Below are 18,588 nucleotides of genomic sequence, written 5' to 3'. Positions count from 1 at the left end.
GTGGCACGGGCAGTGGCCCTATCGCGCTCGGCTCCGTAGCCTGTCAAAGGCGAACGGCCCGGGCGTGGGCATCACCGAGAGCAATGGGCAGGGAGGACTGAGCCGTGGAGGGGACCGAGACCGGCTGGGGCCGGCCTGCGGAACCAGCCCCGCGATGGCGGGCGCTGCTCGACCGCGCCCGGCACGGTTCCCGCGGCGCCGACGACCAGGCCGAGGAGCCGGGCCGCGAGGCCGCTCCGCAGCAGCCCCAGCAGTACGGGTCGCCCCTGCCCACCCGGCGGCCGACCAATCCGCTCGACTCCCGCGGCGGGTCGTACGGGTCGCGGTACGACCAGCATCCGGCCGACCAGCACGGCGCCGAGCCGCCGGCGCCCGAGTCGCCGCAGCGGGCGGTGCCGCAGCGGCCGATCAATCCGCTCGACCCCCGGTGGCAGGCGCGGTCACAGCCTGCTCCGTCCGCTCCGCCCGCGCCCTCCGCTCCGCCCGCTTCCTCCGCTCCCGAGCCCACGAGTTTCTTCGGGCCCTCGTCGCGGTCGGCCCCACCGCAGCCGCCCGCCCCGCAGCCGTCGCGTGACTATCCGCAGGCGCCGCGTGACTACGCTCCGGCGCAAACCCAGCCGCGGGACTATTCGCAGGCGCCACCTCAGCCGCGTGACTATCCGCAGGCGCAACCCCAGCCGCGTGACTATCCGCAGGTGCGCGCCTCGGCGGCGGCTCCGGTCACGCAGCCGCCGGCGGCCGCGCCTCAGGCGGCGCCTTTCGCTCAGCCGCCCGCCGCTCTGCCCGCGGCCTCACCCGCCGCTTCGCCTCTCGCCCCGCCGGCCCTCTCACCTCTGACGCCGTCCGCCGCCTCGCTCCTGGCGCAGCCGGTGACCGCCGCGCCGCCCGCTCCGCCGGCGCCCGCCCCGCGGGTGGCGCCGTCGCCGACCTCGCCGGCCGCGGCGCGCATCGAGTGGCGGCAGACGCGGGCCGACGACGAGTTCGCCCGGGCCGTGTCGGTCATGCGGCGCAAGCTCGGCAAGCCGCGGGTGCTGGCCTTCGCCAACCCCAAGGGCGGCGTCCACAAGACCACCGCGACCGTGCTCGCGGCCGCGACCATCGGCAGCGTCCGCGGCCGGGGCGTGCTCGCGTGGGACGACAACGAGCTGCGGGGCACGCTCGGCCTGAGAGCCGGGAGCGCGCGTCACGCCCGTACCATCAAGCATCTTCTGGCCGATCTCCTCGAGATCGAGAACCTGCACGGTGACGCCCTGCTCCAGGAGCTCGACGGCTATCTGCGGCACGCCTCCGACGGGTCCTACGACGTGCTGGCGGGCGAGGAGAACCCGCGCTTCGCCCAGCGGCTCGACCAGGGCACCGTGCGCCGGGTGATGGACCTGCTGCGCCGCACCCACGACGTGATCTGCGTCGACACCGGCAACAACGTCGAGAGCGTCAACTGGCAGACCGTGATGCGCCAGGCCGACCAGCTCGTGATCACCACGGTGCCCCGCGAGGACGCGGCGTTCACCGCCGACTGGATGCTCGACGTGCTCGACGAGAGCGGCATGGGCGACCTGGTGTCGAACGCGGTGACGTTGATCTCCTGCCCCTCGCCGGGGCCGCTGCCGCTGCTCAACGACTTCGCCAAGCATTTCGCCACGCGCACCCGCGCGGTGGCCGTCGTGCCGTACGACCCGGCCCTGGAAGTGGGCTCCTCGATCGAGTATGCGGACCTCCAGCAGGAGACGCGCGCGGCGTGGCTCAAGGCCGCGTCTGTGATGATCGAGCCATTCGCCGAGTGACACGCGTTTCCCCCTCGTTCTTGTCGTAGCCGCCCGCTAGAGTCGGTCGGTCACTACAACTTCAGGGGGTCCCGGGTGTCTGACTCGTTCGTGCATCTCCACGTGCACACCGAGTATTCGATGCTCGACGGAGCTGCCCGCATCAAGGAAGTGCTGGCCGAGGCGGCCCGCCAGGGCATGCCGGGCGCGGCCATCACCGACCACGGCAACATGCACGGGGCGTACGACTTCTACACGCAGGCCAAGGCCGTCGGCGTCACGCCGGTGATCGGCGTCGAGGCGTATGTGGCGCCCGAGTCCCGCCTGATGAAAAACAGGGTCAAGTGGGGCCGCCCCGAGCAGAAGGGCGACGACGTCTCCGGTAACGGCGCGTACACCCACATGACCATGTGGGCCCGCAACGCCGTCGGTCTGAAAAACCTGTTCCGGCTCAACTCGCGCGGCTCGATGGAGGGCCAGCTCGGCAAGTACCCGCGCATGGACTTCGACATCATCGCCGAGCACGCCGAGGGCATCATGGGCACCACCGGCTGCCCGTCCGGGGCCGTGCAGACCCGGCTGCGGCTCGGTCAGTTCGACGAGGCGCTCAAGTCGGCCGCGATGTACCAGGAAGCTCTGGGCAAGGAGAACTACTTCCTCGAGATCATGGACCACGGCCTCTCCATCGAGAGCCGGGTCCGCGACGGGCTCCTCGAGATCGGCAGGAAACTCGGCATCCCGCCGCTGGTCACCAACGACTCCCACTACACGCACGAGGCGCAGGCCTCCGCCCACGACGTGCTGCTCTGCGTGCAGACCGGCAGCAACATCGCCGACCCCAACCGCTTCCGCTTCGACGGCGCCGGCTACTTCGTCAAGTCGGCCGACCAGATGCGCGCCGTCGACTCGTCCGAGGCGTGGCTCGAGGGCTGCCGCAACACCCTGCTCGTGGCCGAGCGGGTCGACACCGAGGGCATGTTCACCTTCAAGAACCTGATGCCCCGGTTCCCGATCCCCGACGGTTACACCGAGGAGGAGTACTTCCGCCACGTGGCGTACGAGGGCCTGCGCTCCCGCTTCCCCGGCGGCATCCCCGAGACGCACGTCACGCAGGCGGAGTACGAGCTCGGCGTCATCATCGAGATGGGCTTCCCGGCCTACTTCCTCGTGGTCGCCGACTTCATCCAGTGGTCCAAGCGCAACGGCATCGCGGTCGGCCCCGGCCGTGGCTCGGCCGCCGGCTCGCTGATCGCGTACGCGATGGGCATCACCGACCTCGACCCGCTGCCGCACGGCCTGATCTTCGAGCGGTTCCTCAACCCCGAGCGCATCTCGATGCCCGACGTCGACATCGACTTCGACGAGCGCCGGCGCGGCGAGGTCATCAAATACGTGACCGAGCGCTGGGGCGAGGACAAGGTCGCGCAGATCGCCACCTTCGGCACGATCAAGGCGAAGGCCGCGATCAAGGACTCGGCCCGTGTGCTGGGCTACCCGTTCGCGGTCGGCGACCGGATCACCAAGGCGCTCCCACCCGACGTCATGGGCAAGGGCATCCCGCTGTCGGGCATCTTCGACAAGGACCACAAGCGCTACGGCGAGGCGGGCGAGGTCCGCACGCTGTACGAGACCGACCCCGACGTCAAAAAGGTGATCGACACCGCGCGCGGCATCGAAGGCCTGATCCGCCAGACCGGCGTGCACGCGGCCGGCGTCATCATGAGCGCCGAGCCGATCATCGACCACATCCCGCTCATGCGGCGCCCGGCCGACGGCGTGATCATCACGCAGTTCGACTACCCGACGTGCGAGACGCTCGGGCTGCTCAAGATGGACTTCCTGGGCCTGCGCAACCTGACGATCATCGACGACGCCAACAAGAACATCGAGCTCAACCACGGCAGAAAGCTCGACCTGCTGGCGCTGCCGCTGGACGACCCGAAGGCGTACGAGCTGCTGGCCCGCGGCGACACCCTGGGCGTGTTCCAGCTCGACGGTGGCCCGATGCGCTCGCTGCTGCGCCTCATGAAACCCGACAACTTCGAGGACATCTCGGCCGTCCTCGCCCTCTACCGGCCCGGCCCGATGGGCGTCGACTCGCACACCAACTACGCGCTGCGCAAAAACAAGCTCCAGGAGATCACCCCGATCCACCCGGAGCTGGAGGAGCCGCTGCGCGAGATCCTCGAGCCCACGTACGGCCTGATCGTCTATCAGGAGCAGGTGCAGCGCGCCGCGCAGATCCTCGCCGGCTATTCGCTCGGCCAGGCCGACCTGCTCCGCCGCGCCATGGGTAAGAAGAAGAAGGAGATCCTCGACAAGGAGTTCGTGCCGTTCCAGCAGGGCTGCATGGAGCACGGCTACTCCAAGGAGGCCATCCAGGCGGTGTGGGACGTGCTGGTGCCGTTCGCCGGCTACGCGTTCAACAAGGCCCACTCGGCGGCGTACGGCCTGGTCTCCTACTGGACGGCGTACCTCAAGGCGCACTACCCGGCCGAATACATGGCGGGTCTGCTCACCAGCGTGGGCGATGACAAGGACAAGATGGCGATGTACCTGGCCGAGTGCCGGCGCATGGGCATCCAGGTCCTGCCGCCCGACGTCAACGAGTCGGCCGGCCCGTTCACCCCGGTCGGCAAGGACATCCGGTTCGGCCTGGCCGCGGTCCGCAACGTCGGGCACAACGTGGTCGAGGCGATCCGGCGCTGCCGCGACGACAAGGGCAAATACCAGGACTTCTACGACTTCCTGTCCAAGGTCGACGCGGTGGCCTGCAACAAGAAGACCATTGAATCCTTGATCAAGGCCGGCGCGTACGACTCGATGGGCCACAGCCGCAAAGGCCTGCTCGCGGTCCACGCCGAGGCGATCGACGCGTACGCCGACGTGAAGCGCAACGAGGCGGCCGGGCAGTTCGACCTGTTCGGAGCCTTCGGCGACACCGAGGGCGGCAGCGCGGCCACGGTGGCGATGCCCCCGATCCTCGACGACGAGTGGGACAAGCGCGACAAGCTGGCGTTCGAGCGCGAGATGCTCGGCCTCTACGTGTCGGATCACCCGCTGGCCGGCCTCGAGCAGCTCCTGCAGAACGCGGCCGACACGACGATCGCGGCGCTGAACGAGGAAGGCTCGGTCCCCGACGGCCAGGTGGTGACGCTGGCGGGCATCCTCACGGGAGTGCAGCGGCGCATCACCAAGCAGGGCCGCGCGTGGGCCTCGGCCACCCTGGAAGACCTGGCCGGTGGGGTGGAGGCGCTGTTCTTCCCCAACACGTACGAGGTGATCGGCCAGTTCATCGCCGAAGACGCGATCGTGGTGGTGAAAGGCCGGGTCGACCGGCGCGACGACACCCCGCGCATCATGGCGATGGACATGTCGCTGCCCGACGTCACCCACAACCCGGACAGCAAGCCGATCATCCTGACGATGCCGATCACCCGGTGCACGCCGCCGCTGGTGTCCGAGCTGAAGGACATTCTGACCAGCCACCCCGGCGACTCGGAGGTCCACGTCCACCTGCAGAACGGCAGCCGCACCACGGTCCTGCGACTGGGCGCGGTCCGGGTCGCGCCGACACCGGCGCTGCGAGCCGACCTGAAGATGATCCTCGGCCCGTCCGCGGTCGCGTAGGGCGAGCGGGACGGCGCGGGGGAGAACCTGGCAGGATCGTAGGGTGAACGCGAGTCAGGAACCGGCGCACCAGAATCAGCCCGGCCCACCCCCGCCCGACCCGACGGCCGCCCCGGCCGCCGGCACTCCGGCAGGCTACGAGGCCCCGGCCTGGCCCGGTTCCCCGAGCGGCGGCACACAGCCGTGGCCGGCGCCGACCCCGTCGCCGGACGGCGGCGCACAGCCGTGGTCGGCGCCCACTCAATCGCCGGACGGCGGCGCACAGCCGCTGTCCGCCCCTGCCCCGACGCCGGGCGGGGCGCAGCCGTGGTCCGGTTCCGGGTCGGAGGCGGGTGGTGGGTTCGGGCTCGCGCATTCCTCGGGGCCGGAGGCCGGTGAGCAGTGGGCCGTTCGGGAAGTCTCGCGGCGGCCGTGGCGGCGTACCCTCGTGGTGTCTTTGTCGGTCTTTTTGGTGATTTTCGTGCTTGGTGGGCCGCTCGGTCTGCTGTGGCGGTGGATCGCGCCTTCGGTGCCGATGATCGGCATCGGGCAGGGCGACCTCGCGGTCAACGATCCGTCGCCTGAGGAGTACATCGCGGCGGACGGCTGGTTCACGCTGCTCGGGTTGGGCTTCGGGCTGATCGTGGCGATCGGGGCCTGGCTCCTGCTGCGCCGCGACCGCGGGCCGTTCCTGCTGGCCGGCATCGTGGCGGGCGCGCTCGGCGCGGGATATCTGGTCGCACCTTGGCTCGGCGAGATGATCGGCCGGAGCGACTACGAGCAGTGGCGCGAGACGGCCCAGCGGGGCTCCACCTTCATGGCCCCGCCCGAGATCCACTCTCTCGGCCCGATGCTCGTGCCGGCTTTCGCGGCGGCGATCGCCCTCACCCTCATGGCCGGCTGGTCCAACGACCCCGACCTGGACGTCCCCGGCGCCCGGCCCGGCTATGGTCCCAACTCCGACACCCCGCCGCACGCCGACGACTGGTCCGGCCCGGCTTCGACCGACCACACCCCGACCGACCAGACCCCGACCGGCAGCGCGGCGGAACCACCGCGCCACTAGCGCCCCGGCCGTCGACTCGGATGGCCGGGTCTTCACTGTCGGTTGCGCGCTATGGCGATTTCGCTGGGACCTGGGTGTCTTCCGCTGGCTGCGCACTGTGGTGATCTCGTCGAGGACGGGTGTTTCCCGCTGGCCGGGCGTTCTGGTGATCTCGTTGAGGCGGTGGTGTTCCCCGCTGGCTGGGCGCTGCGGTGATCTCGCGGGGTCTTCTGCTGGCTGGGCGCTGTGGTGATCTCGCGGGGTCTTCTGCTGGCTGGGCGCTGCGGTGATCTCGCGGGGTCTTCTGCTGGCTGGGCGCTGCGGTGATCTCGCGGGGTCTTCTGCTGGCTGGGCGCTGCGGTGATCTCGTGGGTCCTCCGCTGGCTGGGCGCTGTGGCGAATTCGTTGGGAATGAGGTGTCTCCCACCGGCTTCGCGCTGCGGTGATTCCGCGCGAGCCGCCGAAAGGCCGCCGAGACGGATGGTGCACACCGACAGACGACCGAACGAGTGGGCGCGCGGGCAGGCCGGGCGGCGGGGTAAGGCGTGTGGCCAGGTCGGCCGGGGCCTGGCGCGCTTGGGAGTCGCCGCAGTGCGGGTGGGTGCGCAGACGAGTAAGTCGCGCGCGCGGGCCGGGCGGCGGGTTAAGTCGTGCGGGCAGGCCGGGCGGCGGGTTAAGTCGTGCGGGCAGGCCGGGCGGTGGGGTAAGGCGTGTGGCCAGGTCGGCCGCGGCCTGGCGCGCTTCGGAGTCGCCGCAGCGTGGGCGAGGGCCGCCCAGTTGATTCGCCGTATCGAAGATGAGTGCGCAGACGCATGGGGTGCGGGCAGGCCGGGCGGCTGGGTGAAGCGCGCGGGCGGCCCAGGCCGGCGGGTTGAGCGCGCGAGCAGGCCTGGCCGACCGGCGGGCGCGTGGACGGCTGGGTGTGCGGGCAGGGCGAGGTGGTGGGTGAACGCGCGTGGGGTTGCTGGGGATGCCGGGTGGTGGGGCCGGTGAGGGCTTGGGCCGGGGCGAGTGGGTGGGGTGCCGGTCAGTTGGGGCTGGCGGGGCGGGCCAGGTCGGACAAAGGGACCGGGACGGCTCGGACTCGGGCCAGGAGGCCTGACTCGCGGTTGAGGAGTTTCAGTTCTGTGCGCAGGCGGGTTGCGGTGTCGGGGGCGGCCAGCAAGGACTGGCGCTCCTCGGTGGTGAGCTGGGCCGTGGCGGCGATCAAGTGGGAGAGGACCGTCGGGTCGGCGGGGACCGCGTCCAAGCCCTCGGAGTCGGGGCGGAGCAACTCCAAGTAGGCGCGGAAGGCGGCCAAGGCTCGTGGGGCCAGCAGCTCGGCTGTCTCGTCGGGGGACTCGTCGGGGAGCCACTCGACGTCGGCGGTCAGGTAGGGCTCGTCGCCCTGGATCACGTCTTTGATCAGGAAGCGGCGGCGGCCGACGGTCATGATGTCGTAGCGGCCGTCCTGCAGCTCGGTCACCTGGCGCAGCTCGGCGGTGCATCCCACCTGGTAGAGGTCGTCCGAAGTGATCGGCGGGGGTGGCGCGGACGGGCCGTCGGAGGTGACCGTCTCGGCGGGGGCCTCGGCGCCGCGGCGCAAGGTGACCACGCCGAACTCGTGCGGGTCGTCGGCCGGGCCGGCCACCAGCTCGCGCACCAGCGCCCGGTAGCGCTCCTCGAAGATGTGCAGGGGGAGCACCAGGCCCGGGAACAGCACCGTGCCCAGCGGGAACACCGGCAGCCGCTTGCTCACCAGTTCAGCCTATCGGTCGCCCGACCATGGTCAACCCGTCACCAACGAGACAAAGGCGCCACGGGGGAGGGGAATGCGCCCGGCGGCAGGGTGGCGCGGCCCGCGCTGGGGGTTGGGTTGAGGTCGCGCGGGGGTGGGGTGAGGTCGCGCGGGAGGTGGGCCTGGCGCGAGGGGGGTGAGGTCGAGCGAGGGGTGGGGCGGTGGGTGAGGGCAGGGTGGGCTATCCCACGTCATGGGCCCGGCTGCGGCGCTTAGGGGGAAACGGGAGGGGCAGCCTAAACTTGGGCCGTGCTGAAACGGACCGACCTGCGTGGCTCCCGGCGGGACCCCCGTGGACTGATGCCCCGTGCCCAGCTCGACGTGTCTCAGGCCGTCGAGCGGATCCGACCGGTTGTCGAGGCGGTCCATCAGCATGGCTTCAGCGCGATCCGGGAGGCCACCGAGCGGTTCGACGGTGTCACCCTCGAGCGCCTGCGTGTCGCCAAGGAGGACATCGCCGCCGCCGAGGAGAGCCTGGAGCCGGCCGTGCGGGCCGCCCTGCTCGAGTCGATCAAGCGGGCTCGAAAGGTGCACGCCGATCAGCGGCGCACCGACGTCACGACCCAGGTCGTCGACGGGGGGACCGTCACCGAGCGCTGGATCCCCGTACAACGAGTCGGGCTTTATGTTCCTGGCGGTTTGGCCGTTTACCCGTCCACCGTGGTCATGAATGTCGTGCCGGCTCAGGAGGCCGGGGTCGACGCCCTCGTGGTGGCCAGTCCGCCGCAGAAGGAGAACAACGGGCTTCCCGACGCCCGGGTGCTCGCGGCCTGTGCGCTGCTCGGGGTCGACGAGGTCTATGCCGTGGGCGGCGCCCAGGCCATCGCCATGCTCGGGTACGGGTCGGACGGTGTCGACGAGGGCGATCGGTGCGAGCCGGTCGACGTGATCACCGGGCCCGGCAACATCTGGGTGACCGCGGCCAAGCGGCTGCTCCAGGGGACCGTCGGCATCGACGCCGAGGCCGGGCCGACCGAGATCGCCATTCTGGCCGACGACACGGCCGACCCGCGGCACGTCGCGGCCGACCTGATCAGCCAGGCCGAGCACGACCCGCTCGCGGCCAGCGTTCTCGTCACCGACTCCGAGGCGCTGGTCGACGCGGTCGAGGCCGAGCTGCTCACGATGGTCACGGCCACCAAGCACGCGTCCCGGGTGCAGACCGCTCTCGCCGGCGACCAGTCCGGCGTCGTGCTCGTCGACGACCTCGAGCAGGGGTTGCGCGTCGTCGACGCGTACGCGGCCGAGCACCTGGAGATTCAGACGCGGGACGCGCGGCAGTGGGCCATGCGGGTCCGCAACGCCGGCGCGATCTTCGTGGGGGCCTGGTCGCCGGTGTCGCTCGGTGACTACGCGGCCGGCTCCAACCACGTCCTGCCGACCGCCGGTTGTGCGCGGCACTCGTCGGGCCTGTCCGTGCAGTCGTTCCTCAAGGGCGTTCACGTGATCGAGTACGACGAGGCCGCCCTGCGCGACGTCGCCGGTCACGTGGTCGCGCTGGCCAACGCGGAGGATCTGCCCGCGCACGGTGAGGCTGTGAAGGCGCGGTTCGAGCGATGAGCATCGAGGATCTGCCTATCAGGGACGATCTGAGGGGCCAGACGCCGTACGGGGCGCCGCAGCTCGACGTCGCCGTGCGGCTCAACACGAACGAGAACTCCTATCCGCTGCCGGACGCCGTGGTCGACGCGATCGCCAAGGCCGTGCAGGCCGAGCTGCGCGACCTCAACCGCTACCCGGACCGGGACGCGGTGGCGCTGCGCACCGACCTCGCGGCGTACCTGGGTCACGGTCTGACCGCGGCCAACACCTGGGCCGCCAACGGCTCCAACGAGGTGCAGCAACAGCTTTTGCAGGCATTTGCGGGGCCCGGTCGTACGGCGCTGGGCTTCGGCCCGTCGTACTCCATGCACCCGCTCTTGACCTTGGGTGTCGGCAGCCGCTGGATCGGTGCCCTGCGTGACCCCGATTTCGGGCTGACCCCGGACGCGGCGATCGCGCAGCTCGACGAGCACGACCCCGACATGGTCTTCCTGTGCTCGCCGAACAACCCGACCGGCACCGCCCTCGACCCCGACGTGATCACCGCCGTGCTCGAGAAGGCGCGCGGCATGGTGATCGTCGACGAGGCGTACGCGGAGTTCGCCCGGCCGGGCACGGCGAGCGCGCTGGCCCTGCTGCCCGACCACCCGCGGCTGGTCGTCACCCGCACGATGAGCAAGGCGTTCGGCTTCGCCGGCGGCCGGCTGGGCTATCTGGCCGCCTCGTCCGACGTGGTCGATGCCGTGCAGCTCGTGCGGCTGCCGTACCACCTGTCGGCGCTGACCCAGGCCGCCGCCCGTGCCGCCCTGGCCGAGAGGGACGCCCTGCTCGGCACCGTCGAGGCGATCAAGGAGCAGCGCGACCGCATCGTCACCACGCTCCGCGACCGTGGCCTCCGGGTGGCCGACAGCGACGCCAACTTTGTTCTGTTCGAAGTGACCGGAGACCAGAAGATCGCTTGGCAGCGGTTGCTCGACCGCGGTGTTCTGGTCCGCGACGTCGGTCTGGCAGGGTGGTTGCGCGTCACCGCGGGCACCCCGGCCGAGACGGACGCATTCTTGGAGGCTTTGCAGTGAGTCGCACCGGGCGCGTCGAACGCGCCACGAACGAGACGAAGGTGCTCGTCGAGATCGACCTGGACGGCACGGGCCAGGGCGACCTGAGCACCGGCGTCGGCTTCTACGACCACATGCTCAACCAGCTGGCCCGGCACGGCGGGTTCGACCTGACGGTGCGCACCGAGGGCGACCTCGAGATCGACTCGCACCACACCATGGAGGACACCGCCATCGCTCTGGGTGAGGCCTTCGCGCAGGCGCTCGGCGACAAACGGGGCATTCGGCGGTACGGCTCGGCGACCATCCCGATGGACGAGGTGCTGGTCCGCGCGGCCGTCGACCTGTCCGGCCGCCCGTACGTGGTGCACGACGAGCCGCTGCTCACCCCGTACATCGGCCCGGTCTACGCGACCAGCATGACCCGGCACATCTTCGAGGCGTTCGGTCACGCGGCCAAGGTCACCCTGCACGTGGACGTGCTGCGGGCCTGCCGCCCCGGCGGTCACCCCGACGCCCACCACGTGGTCGAGGCCCAGTTCAAGGCGTTCTCGCGGGCGCTGCGCGAGGCCGTCGAGATCGACCCGCGCAACGCCGGTCAGCTCCCGTCCACCAAGGGCGTGCTCTGATGGCCATCGCCCTGTTCATCCTGGCCGGTTTCCTGGTCGGCGGCGTCATCCAGCTGATCAAGTCGGGCGCCACCAAGTTCAGCGTCGGGCTGGTCGGTGTGCTGGCCGCCCTGGCCGTCGCCGGCGGCATCGCCTGGCTGCTCCCGGGGGACAACTGATGCCTAATGTCGTCGTGCTCGACTACGGGTCGGGCAACCTGCGCTCGGCCGAGCGGGCGGTCGCCCGCACCGGCGCCGACGTGACGGTGACCAGCGACCTCGCGCTCGCGGCGGAGGCCGACGGCCTCGTGGTGCCGGGCGTCGGGGCGTACGCGGCGTGCATGGCCGGCATCGACGAGATCCAGGCCGGCCCGATGATCGCGGCGCGGGTCGCGGCCGGTCGTCCCGTGCTGGGCATCTGCGTGGGCATGCAGATCCTGTTCGACTCGGGCGTCGAGCACGGCGTCGAGACGAAGGGCCTGGGCCTGCTGCCGGGTGTCGTCAGCAAGCTCGCCGCGCGCCGGATCCCGCACATGGGGTGGAACACGGTCGACGTGGCGGACGGCTCCGTGCTGCTGGACGGCCTCGCCCCCGATGCGCGGTTCTACTTCGTGCACTCGTACGGCGCCTCGGACCTTGACGTTTTGAAGGAAGCCGGCGCCAAGGTGACCACCGCGAGCCACGACGAGCCGTTCGCGGCGGTCGTCGAGCACGGCGCCCTCAGCGCGGCGCAGTTCCACCCGGAGAAGTCGGCCGACGCCGGCTACGGGCTGCTGCGCAACTGGGTCGCCGGGCTGTAGATGTCCAAGGAGAGAGCGCGACGCCGCGCCGAGCGGCTCGCCGTGCTCGAGAAGGAGAAGGCGGTCCGGGCCCGCAAGGTGTCGCGCCGGGCGTGGCGGCGCTCGCTGGTCCGGCGCTTCACCCTGCCGCGGCGGCGCAGCTCGGGCACGCTGCATCGTCGCAGCCGGGGTGAGCGTCTCGGCATCGTCCTGCTGCCGTTGGCGGCCATCGCCGCGATCTGGCTGTGGGTGCCCGAGATGTCGCTGCGGATCGTGCTGACCCTGCTGATCGTTCTGGCCGCACCGGCCCTCGTCGTCGTCATCCTCGGCCGCAAGGCCGGATAACAGGGAGAAACCCATGACACTCGCTCTGCTGCCCGCCGTCGACGTCGCGGACGGCCAGGCCGTACGCCTCGTCCAGGGCGCCGCCGGCTCGGAGACCTCCTACGGCGACCCGCTCGAGGCCGCGCTGGCCTGGCAGAACGACGGCGCCGAATGGGTGCACCTGGTCGACCTGGACGCGGCGTTCGGTCGCGGCTCCAACGCTGAGCTCCTGGCGAGCGTGGTGGCCCGGCTCGACGTGAAGGTGGAGCTGTCCGGCGGCATCCGCGACGACGAGTCGCTGACCCGGGCGCTGGCCACCGGCTGCGAGCGGGTCAACATCGGCACCGCCGCCCTGGAGGACCCGGAGTGGTGCGACCGGATCGTGTCCGAATACGGCGACCGGGTCGCGATCGGGCTGGACGTGCGCGGGCGCACCCTGTCGGCCCGGGGCTGGACCCGCGACGGCGGTGACCTGTTCGACGTGCTGGGCCGGCTCGACAAGGCGGGCGCGGCCCGTTACGTGGTCACCGACATCACCAAGGACGGCACCATGCGCGGGCCGAACCTGGAGCTGCTGCGCGAGGTCTGCTCGGCCACCGACCGCCCGGTGATCGCCAGCGGCGGGGTGTCCACGCTCGACGACCTGCGGGCGCTGAAGGCGCTGGAGCCGAACGGCGTGGAGGGTGTGATCGCGGGGAAGGCGCTCTACGCGGGCGCGTTCACGGTGGCCGAGGCTCTCGAGGCGTTGCGCCAGGCCTGACGGAGCGCCGCCTCCGCCGCCTTGATCGCTGGCCGGGCGGCGGAGGCCTCACGCCACGCGATCACCACGCGGCGGCGTGGCTCCGGCGTCAGCTTCACCACCCGTACACCCTCGGGCAATTGATTTGATCTCGCGAGGCGGGGAATCACCGCGACGCCCAGCCCCGCCGAGATCAGCGTCAGCTGAGTCTCGAACTCGCCGACGTGGAAGTCGGGCTGCACGCCCGGCAGCACCCGCAGCAGCCACTCGTGGCAGATGTCGCCGGCCTTGGCCGCGATCCAGCGTTCGTCGCGCGCCTTGGCCAGCGTGGTCGCGGCGCCGAAGCGATGACCACTCGGCACGATCAGGTCGGCCACGTCCCAGCCCAGCTCCACGTGGGTGATGCCGCTCGGATAGCGCAGCGCCACCTCGGGCCAGTCGTCGAGCACGGCCAGGTCGACGTGCCCGCGGTGCAGCATGTCGAGCCCCTCGTGCGGGTTGACCTCGACCAGGCCCGTGGTCAGTTGCGGATGGTCCGAGGCCAGGCGGTGCAGGGCGTACGGGAGGAGCGCGCGGCACGCGGTGGCGAACGCGGCCACGGTCAGCCGCCCGATCACCGTGTCGCGATGGGCGGCCAGCGCCGCCTCGGCCTCGTCGACGGTGGCCAGCACCTTCTCCGCGTGCCGGGCCAGCACCTGCCCGGCCTCGGTGAGCCGCAGCCGCCGGCCGTCCTTCTCGACGAGTGTGGCGCCGGTCTCGCGCTCGAGCTTGGCCAGCTGCTGGGAGACCGCGGACGGCGTGCAGTGCAGCGCCTCACCGGCCGCGAGCACCGTCTTGTAGCTGGCCACGGCGTGCAGGGCCCGCAGGCGCCCCAGGTCAATCATGTAGCGAGGCTACATTAACGGCTTACTATTTTTCGCTGGTGCTTAATGGTATTTCTCGCGAGGGTCAACGCATGAGACCACGCGACATCGGTATCGCGGTCGCCGTCACCGCCGTCTGGGGCTTCAACTTCGTGGTGATCCAGACCGGGCTCGACCATTTCCCGCCGCTGCTGTTCAACGCCCTGCGCTTCAGCCTGGCCGCCTTCCCCGCCGTGCTCTTCGTGGGCCGCCCGCAGGTGCCGTGGCGCTGGATCATCGCGGTGGGCCTGATCCTGGGCGTCACCAAGTTCTCGCTGCTGTTCGCGGGCATGGCGGCCGGGATGCCGGCCGGCTTGAGCTCGCTGGTGCTGCAGAGCCAGGCCGTCTTCACGCTCGGCTTCGCGGTGTTGCTGCTGCGGGAGCGGCCCCGACCCGTACAACTGATCGGTCTGCTTCTGTGCGTCGCCGGCGTTGCCCTGGTCGCCACACGCATGGGCACGAACCTCGGCGCGTTCCTGCTGATCGTCGGCGCGGGCGCCGCGTGGGGCCTGTCGAACATCGCCACCCGCAAGGCCTCGCCGCCGGACACGCTGCGCTTCATGGTCTGGGTCAGCGCGGTCGCCTCGGGGCCGCTGATCCTGCTCACGCTGGCCTCCTCCGAAGACCTCTCGGCGCTGCGCGCCATCGACCTCGAAGCCCTCGGAGCCCTGGCCTACGTCGCGCTGATCTCGACGCTTGCGGCTTTCGCGGGCTGGGGCTTCCTTCTTCGGGTGTACGGGGCCAGCACCGTCGCGCCATTCTCGATGCTGGTCCCTTTCTTCGGCCTGGCTTCGGCCGCCCTGTTTCTGGGCGAGCCCCTCCACACGGTCGACATCGTGGGCGGCGCCCTGGTCGTCGGCGGCGTCCTGCTGGGCCTTTCGTTAAGGTTGCCGCATGACAGTTGCGGTGCGCGTGATCCCCTGCCTCGACGTGGACGACGGCCGGGTGGTCAAGGGCGTCAACTTCGTCGACCTGCGTGACGCCGGCGACCCGGTCGAGCTGGCCGCGGCCTACGACGCGGCCGGCGCCGACGAGCTGACCTTCCTCGACGTGACGGCCTCGTCCGCGGGCCGGGGCACCATGCTCGACGTGGTCCGCCGCACCGCCGAGTCGGTCTTCATCCCGCTGACGGTGGGCGGGGGCGTCCGCTCGGTCGACGACGTCGACGTCCTGCTGCGCGCCGGCGCGGACAAGGTCGGCGTGAACACGGCCGCCATCGCCCGCCCCGAGCTGATCAGCGAGATCGCCCAGCGCTTCGGCAACCAGGTGCTGGTCCTCTCGCTCGACGTCCGCCGCGCCGCCGGCCAGCCGAGCGGCTGGGAGGTGACCACCCACGGCGGGCGCCGGAGCGCGGGCCTCGACGCCATCGAGTGGGCCCGCACGGTGGCCGCGCTGGGCGCCGGCGAGATCCTGCTCAACTCGATGGACGCCGACGGCACCAAGGCGGGTTTCGACCTCGACCTGATCGCGGCGGTGCGCGCGGTGGTCGACATTCCGGTCATCGCCAGCGGCGGAGCCGGAAAGGTCTCCCACTTCGCCCCCGCGGTGGCATCGGGCGCCGACGCGGTCCTGGCGGCGAGCGTCTTCCACTTCGGAGACCTGACCATCGGCGAGGTGAAAGAGAGCCTCCGGGAAGCCGGCAACCCGGTCCGCTAGCGCCCGTCGGCCAGCCGGATGCTGTATTCCCGGACCGCCGTCGCATAGGTCTGCTCGTCCAGCGTCCAGTCCGACTCCCCGGGGGTGGCCGCCCGGTTCAGCTGCGCCTGCAACGTCATCACCGCCGACGACAGGCCGCTGAACGGCCTCGTCCGCCACAACTGCTCGCCGGCCGGCGCCACCTCGACCAGATCGTCCTCGACCACGATCAGCCCGGCCCCCGCGAGCCGGCGCACCGACTCCTCCAGGTCGGACCGGCTCGGGACACTGTGGTGCAGGAAGTCGGCCGCCGCCAGCAGGTCGGCCAGGCTCGCCCCGGTCACCGGTAGGGCCGCGTGCATCGCCCGGTCGCGCTCGAGGCGCTCGGCGATGACCGCGGACACGAAGATCCATGCGTCGTTCCACTGCCAGCTGCCCGCCCCCATGCGGCAATGATGCCGCGACGCCACCGCCCTCGGAAGCGGATGTGTCGCGATGATCACAAGACTGTGATGCTGTCATGCCTCGCTGACTCGATTTTGCAGGCGTCCAATCCGGACACATCACCCGAAGGTGTACGCCCGGTGAGTGATGGTGTATGAACTCGGATGAGTGACGCGGCTCAATGGGCCAGGGCGGGCCGCGCGTCGCCGGTACGCACCGTGCACAGCGGCAGGAACAGCTGCGCGAGAGGGCCGATGGCCAGCGCGTACGCGATGGTGCCGATGCCCACCGTGCCGCCGAGGAAGAAGCCGACGATCAAGACCAACACCTCGATCGACGTACGGACCAGACGGATCGACAGGCGCGGGAAGCGGCCCACCACACCCGTCATCAGACCGTCGCGCGGGCCGGGCCCGAACCGGCTGCCGATGTACAGGCCGGTGGCCAGGCCGTTCAGCAGGATGCCGCCGACCAGATAGCCGACCCGGGCCGGGATCGTGCCGCCCTCGGGCAGCACCGCCAGGGCCCCGTCGACCGCGAAGCCGACCACGACCAGGTTGGCCACCGTCCCGAAGCCGGGGCGCTGCCGCAGCGGGATCCACAGGAGCAGCACAGGAATGCCGACCAGGATGACGACCCAGCCGAAGCTGATGCCGGTGGCCTCGGCCAGGCCCTGATGGAAGACGTCCCACGGGTTGAGCCCCAGCGCCGACTGGATCGTGAGGGCCATGCTGACGCCGTACAGGATGAGGCCGGCGAACAGCTGGACGGTCCGCCGGGTGAGACGACGATCTCGGTTGTCACGTGGTTGCACGAGTGCCAGTCTTAAGGCCAATCGCGGGATTCCAAAGTGCCAATCTGCCGGAGGTGGACGTGACCACAACGATTCGCGGGGGCCAATTGAGCCGCCTGCTCGGCCAGTGGCATTCGCTTCCGGGCCGCCACCGCAGTCCCGACTACGCCGCGCTGGCCGGGGCCGTGCGCGGCCTGCTCGCCGACGGCCGTCTGCCCCTGGGCGTGCGGATGCCGGCCGAACGGGAGCTGGCCGAGGCGCTCGCCGTCAGCCGGACGACGGTCTCGGCCGCGTACCGGACCCTGCGGGAGAGCGGCCATCTGACCAGCCGGAGAGGCGCCGGAAGCTGGACCACCCTGCCCCACGGCCATCGGGTGGCCCCGTCGGGTCTGTGGGCCGCCGGCGACGACCAGGACGTGATCGACTTGGGTGTGGCCGCCTCGGCCGCGCCCGCCGAGCTGGTGACGGCCGCGCACGACGCCGCCTCCGACCTGCCCCGCTACCTGGGCAGCGCCGGCTACCACCCGACCGGCCTGGGCGAGCTCCGGGAGGCGGTCGCGGCCGGTTACGCCGCGCGCGGCGTGCCCACGTCGGCCGAGCAGATCCTGATCACCGGCGGCACCCAGCAGGCCCTCGACCTGGTGCTGCGCCTGTCGGTCCCGGCCGGTTCGCCGGTGCTGGTGGAGGCGCCCACCTATCCGAACGCGCTGGCCGCACTGTCGGCCCGCCGCGCCCGCTTGAGCACACACGGCCTCGACACGGCCACCGGCTGGGACGGCGAGATGCTGCTGGGTGCGCTGCGCCAGACCCGACCCCGCGTCTCGTACGTGATCCCCGAGTTCCACAACCCGACCAGCCACCTGATGACCGCCGACCTGCGCGAACGCCTGGTGGCCACGGCACACGCGACCGGCACCGAGCTGATCGTCGACGAGTCGTTCGTCGACCTGCCGTTGGACGACCAGGAGATGCCCCCACCGGTGGCCGTCTTCGACCGGCACAGCCGCGTCGTCTCCATCGGCGGCATGAGCAAGGCCTACTGGGGCGGCCTGCGCATCGGCTGGGTCCGCGCCTCGGCCCCGCTGGTGCAGCGCCTGGCCGCCATCCGCGTGGGCGTCGACATGGCCAGCCCCGTCCTCGAGCAGCTGGTCGCCGTCCGCCTCATGCACCAGGCCACCCAGATCGTGAAGGCCCGCCGCGAGGAGCTCCGCCTCCAACGAGACGCCCTGGTCACAGCCCTGCGCGCGTCGCTGCCGGAGTGGAGCTTCGTGCTACCGGCGGGCGGCGTCTCCCTGTGGGCCGAGCTCGACGGCCCGATCTCCAGCGCGCTCTCCCGGGCGGCCGAGGACGTGGGCGTCCGTTTGGCTCCCGGCCCGCGCTTCGGCTTGGACGGCACCTTGGAACGCTTCCTGCGCCTGCCGTTCACCCTCCCCGCCGAAGACCTGATCGAGGCCGTACGCCGCATCGCCACCGTCCGCCACGACCTGGACCGAGCCACGAGCCCGTCCTGGCGCTCTCCCACAGTCATCGCCTGACCCACCCCGCGCCCAGCCCACCGTGCCGCGCGCCCAGCT

The 18,588-nt window shown here is 71.2% G+C and carries 17 protein-coding genes; 13 read left to right on the top strand and 4 right to left on the bottom strand.

The genetic code is table 11. The features are described from left to right. The first annotated feature begins 104 nt into the window (after positions 1 to 104). From CRP55_RS24935 to CRP55_RS24925, 3 genes are all read left to right on the top strand, one after another. Positions 105 to 1,784 carry a MinD/ParA family ATP-binding protein gene (locus tag CRP55_RS24935; protein WP_097322538.1) on the top strand — a complete coding sequence of 560 codons (1,680 nt, stop codon included), beginning with the start codon at positions 105 to 107 and terminating at the stop codon, positions 1,782 to 1,784. A gap of 75 nt (positions 1,785 to 1,859) precedes the next feature. After that, entirely contained in the window at positions 1,860 to 5,393 is a 3,534-nt protein-coding gene (dnaE, locus tag CRP55_RS24930; RefSeq protein ID WP_097322537.1) for a DNA polymerase III subunit alpha, read from the top strand. A 451-nt stretch (positions 5,394 to 5,844) separates the two neighbouring features. Further along, on the top strand, positions 5,845 to 6,438 hold the full coding sequence (locus tag CRP55_RS24925) for a hypothetical protein (RefSeq protein ID WP_097322536.1): 594 nt from the start codon (positions 5,845 to 5,847) through the stop codon (positions 6,436 to 6,438). Between the two features lie 1,006 nt (positions 6,439 to 7,444). Here the strand turns inward: CRP55_RS24925 and CRP55_RS24920 are convergent. Continuing rightward, positions 7,445 to 8,155, bottom strand: a complete 711-nt coding sequence (locus tag CRP55_RS24920; RefSeq protein ID WP_097322535.1) for an LON peptidase substrate-binding domain-containing protein — start codon at positions 8,153 to 8,155, stop codon at positions 7,445 to 7,447. 288 nt (positions 8,156 to 8,443) lie between these two features. Here CRP55_RS24920 and hisD point away from each other — a divergent pair, with 288 nt between their 5' ends. Genes hisD through priA form a run of 7 tightly spaced genes read left to right on the top strand, consistent with a single transcriptional unit; the run spans position 8,444 to position 13,261 of the window. Then, entirely contained in the window at positions 8,444 to 9,754 is a 1,311-nt protein-coding gene (gene hisD, locus CRP55_RS24915; RefSeq protein WP_097322534.1) for a histidinol dehydrogenase, read from the top strand. Next, the gene (locus CRP55_RS24910; RefSeq protein WP_097322533.1) at positions 9,751 to 10,812 is read left to right on the top strand and encodes a histidinol-phosphate transaminase; all 1,062 of its coding nucleotides are present in this window, start codon (positions 9,751 to 9,753) and stop codon (positions 10,810 to 10,812) included. Before hisD ends, CRP55_RS24910 begins: the two co-directional genes overlap by 4 nt. Next, the gene (gene hisB, locus CRP55_RS24905; RefSeq protein WP_097322532.1) at positions 10,809 to 11,420 is read left to right on the top strand and encodes an imidazoleglycerol-phosphate dehydratase HisB; all 612 of its coding nucleotides are present in this window, start codon (positions 10,809 to 10,811) and stop codon (positions 11,418 to 11,420) included. Before CRP55_RS24910 ends, hisB begins: the two co-directional genes overlap by 4 nt. Then, entirely contained in the window at positions 11,420 to 11,578 is a 159-nt protein-coding gene (locus CRP55_RS53215; RefSeq protein WP_179855327.1) for a CG2302 family histidine operon protein, read from the top strand. Before hisB ends, CRP55_RS53215 begins: the two co-directional genes overlap by 1 nt. Then, entirely contained in the window at positions 11,578 to 12,198 is a 621-nt protein-coding gene (gene hisH / locus CRP55_RS24900; protein ID WP_097322531.1) for an imidazole glycerol phosphate synthase subunit HisH, read from the top strand. Before CRP55_RS53215 ends, hisH begins: the two co-directional genes overlap by 1 nt. Next, positions 12,199 to 12,522 carry a hypothetical protein gene (locus tag CRP55_RS24895; protein ID WP_097322530.1) on the top strand — a complete coding sequence of 108 codons (324 nt, stop codon included), beginning with the start codon at positions 12,199 to 12,201 and terminating at the stop codon, positions 12,520 to 12,522. 13 nt (positions 12,523 to 12,535) lie between these two features. Further along, complete coding sequence (priA, locus tag CRP55_RS24890; RefSeq protein WP_097322529.1) at positions 12,536 to 13,261, top strand: bifunctional 1-(5-phosphoribosyl)-5-((5-phosphoribosylamino)methylideneamino)imidazole-4-carboxamide isomerase/phosphoribosylanthranilate isomerase PriA; 726 nt, start codon at positions 12,536 to 12,538, stop codon at positions 13,259 to 13,261. Here priA and CRP55_RS24885 read toward each other — a convergent pair. Further along, entirely contained in the window at positions 13,207 to 14,124 is a 918-nt protein-coding gene (locus CRP55_RS24885) for a LysR family transcriptional regulator (protein WP_097322528.1), read from the bottom strand. The two genes, priA and CRP55_RS24885, sit on opposite strands and share 55 nt — an antisense overlap. Before the next feature lie 71 nt (positions 14,125 to 14,195). On the opposite strand from CRP55_RS24885, the gene CRP55_RS24880 reads away from it, so the two are divergent. Continuing rightward, a complete protein-coding gene (locus CRP55_RS24880) occupies positions 14,196 to 15,122 on the top strand; it encodes an EamA family transporter (protein ID WP_097322527.1) in 927 nt (308 codons plus the stop codon). Further along, positions 15,037 to 15,798, top strand: a complete 762-nt coding sequence (gene hisF / locus CRP55_RS24875) for an imidazole glycerol phosphate synthase subunit HisF (protein ID WP_097322526.1) — start codon at positions 15,037 to 15,039, stop codon at positions 15,796 to 15,798. The genes CRP55_RS24880 and hisF overlap by 86 nt, the downstream gene beginning before the upstream one ends. Here the strand turns inward: hisF and CRP55_RS24870 are convergent. Together CRP55_RS24870 and yczE are read right to left on the bottom strand one after the other, a co-directional pair. Beyond that, positions 15,795 to 16,223 carry a hypothetical protein gene (locus CRP55_RS24870; protein WP_097322525.1) on the bottom strand — a complete coding sequence of 143 codons (429 nt, stop codon included), beginning with the start codon at positions 16,221 to 16,223 and terminating at the stop codon, positions 15,795 to 15,797. The genes hisF and CRP55_RS24870 overlap by 4 nt on opposite strands. Before the next feature lie 176 nt (positions 16,224 to 16,399). Then, the gene (gene yczE, locus CRP55_RS24865; protein WP_097322524.1) at positions 16,400 to 17,035 is read right to left on the bottom strand and encodes a membrane protein YczE; all 636 of its coding nucleotides are present in this window, start codon (positions 17,033 to 17,035) and stop codon (positions 16,400 to 16,402) included. A gap of 59 nt (positions 17,036 to 17,094) precedes the next feature. On the opposite strand from yczE, the gene yczR reads away from it, so the two are divergent. Then, positions 17,095 to 18,549 carry a MocR-like transcription factor YczR gene (gene yczR / locus CRP55_RS24860; RefSeq protein WP_097322620.1) on the top strand — a complete coding sequence of 485 codons (1,455 nt, stop codon included), beginning with the start codon at positions 17,095 to 17,097 and terminating at the stop codon, positions 18,547 to 18,549. Positions 18,550 to 18,588: the final 39 nt, after the last annotated feature.

It is taken from the genome of Paractinoplanes atraurantiacus, assembly GCF_900215205.1.
Lineage (GTDB): Bacteria > Actinomycetota > Actinomycetes > Mycobacteriales > Micromonosporaceae > Actinoplanes > Actinoplanes atraurantiacus.
Note: the sequence above shows the minus strand (reverse complement) of the source record. Positions and strands in the feature narration are given on the sequence as shown.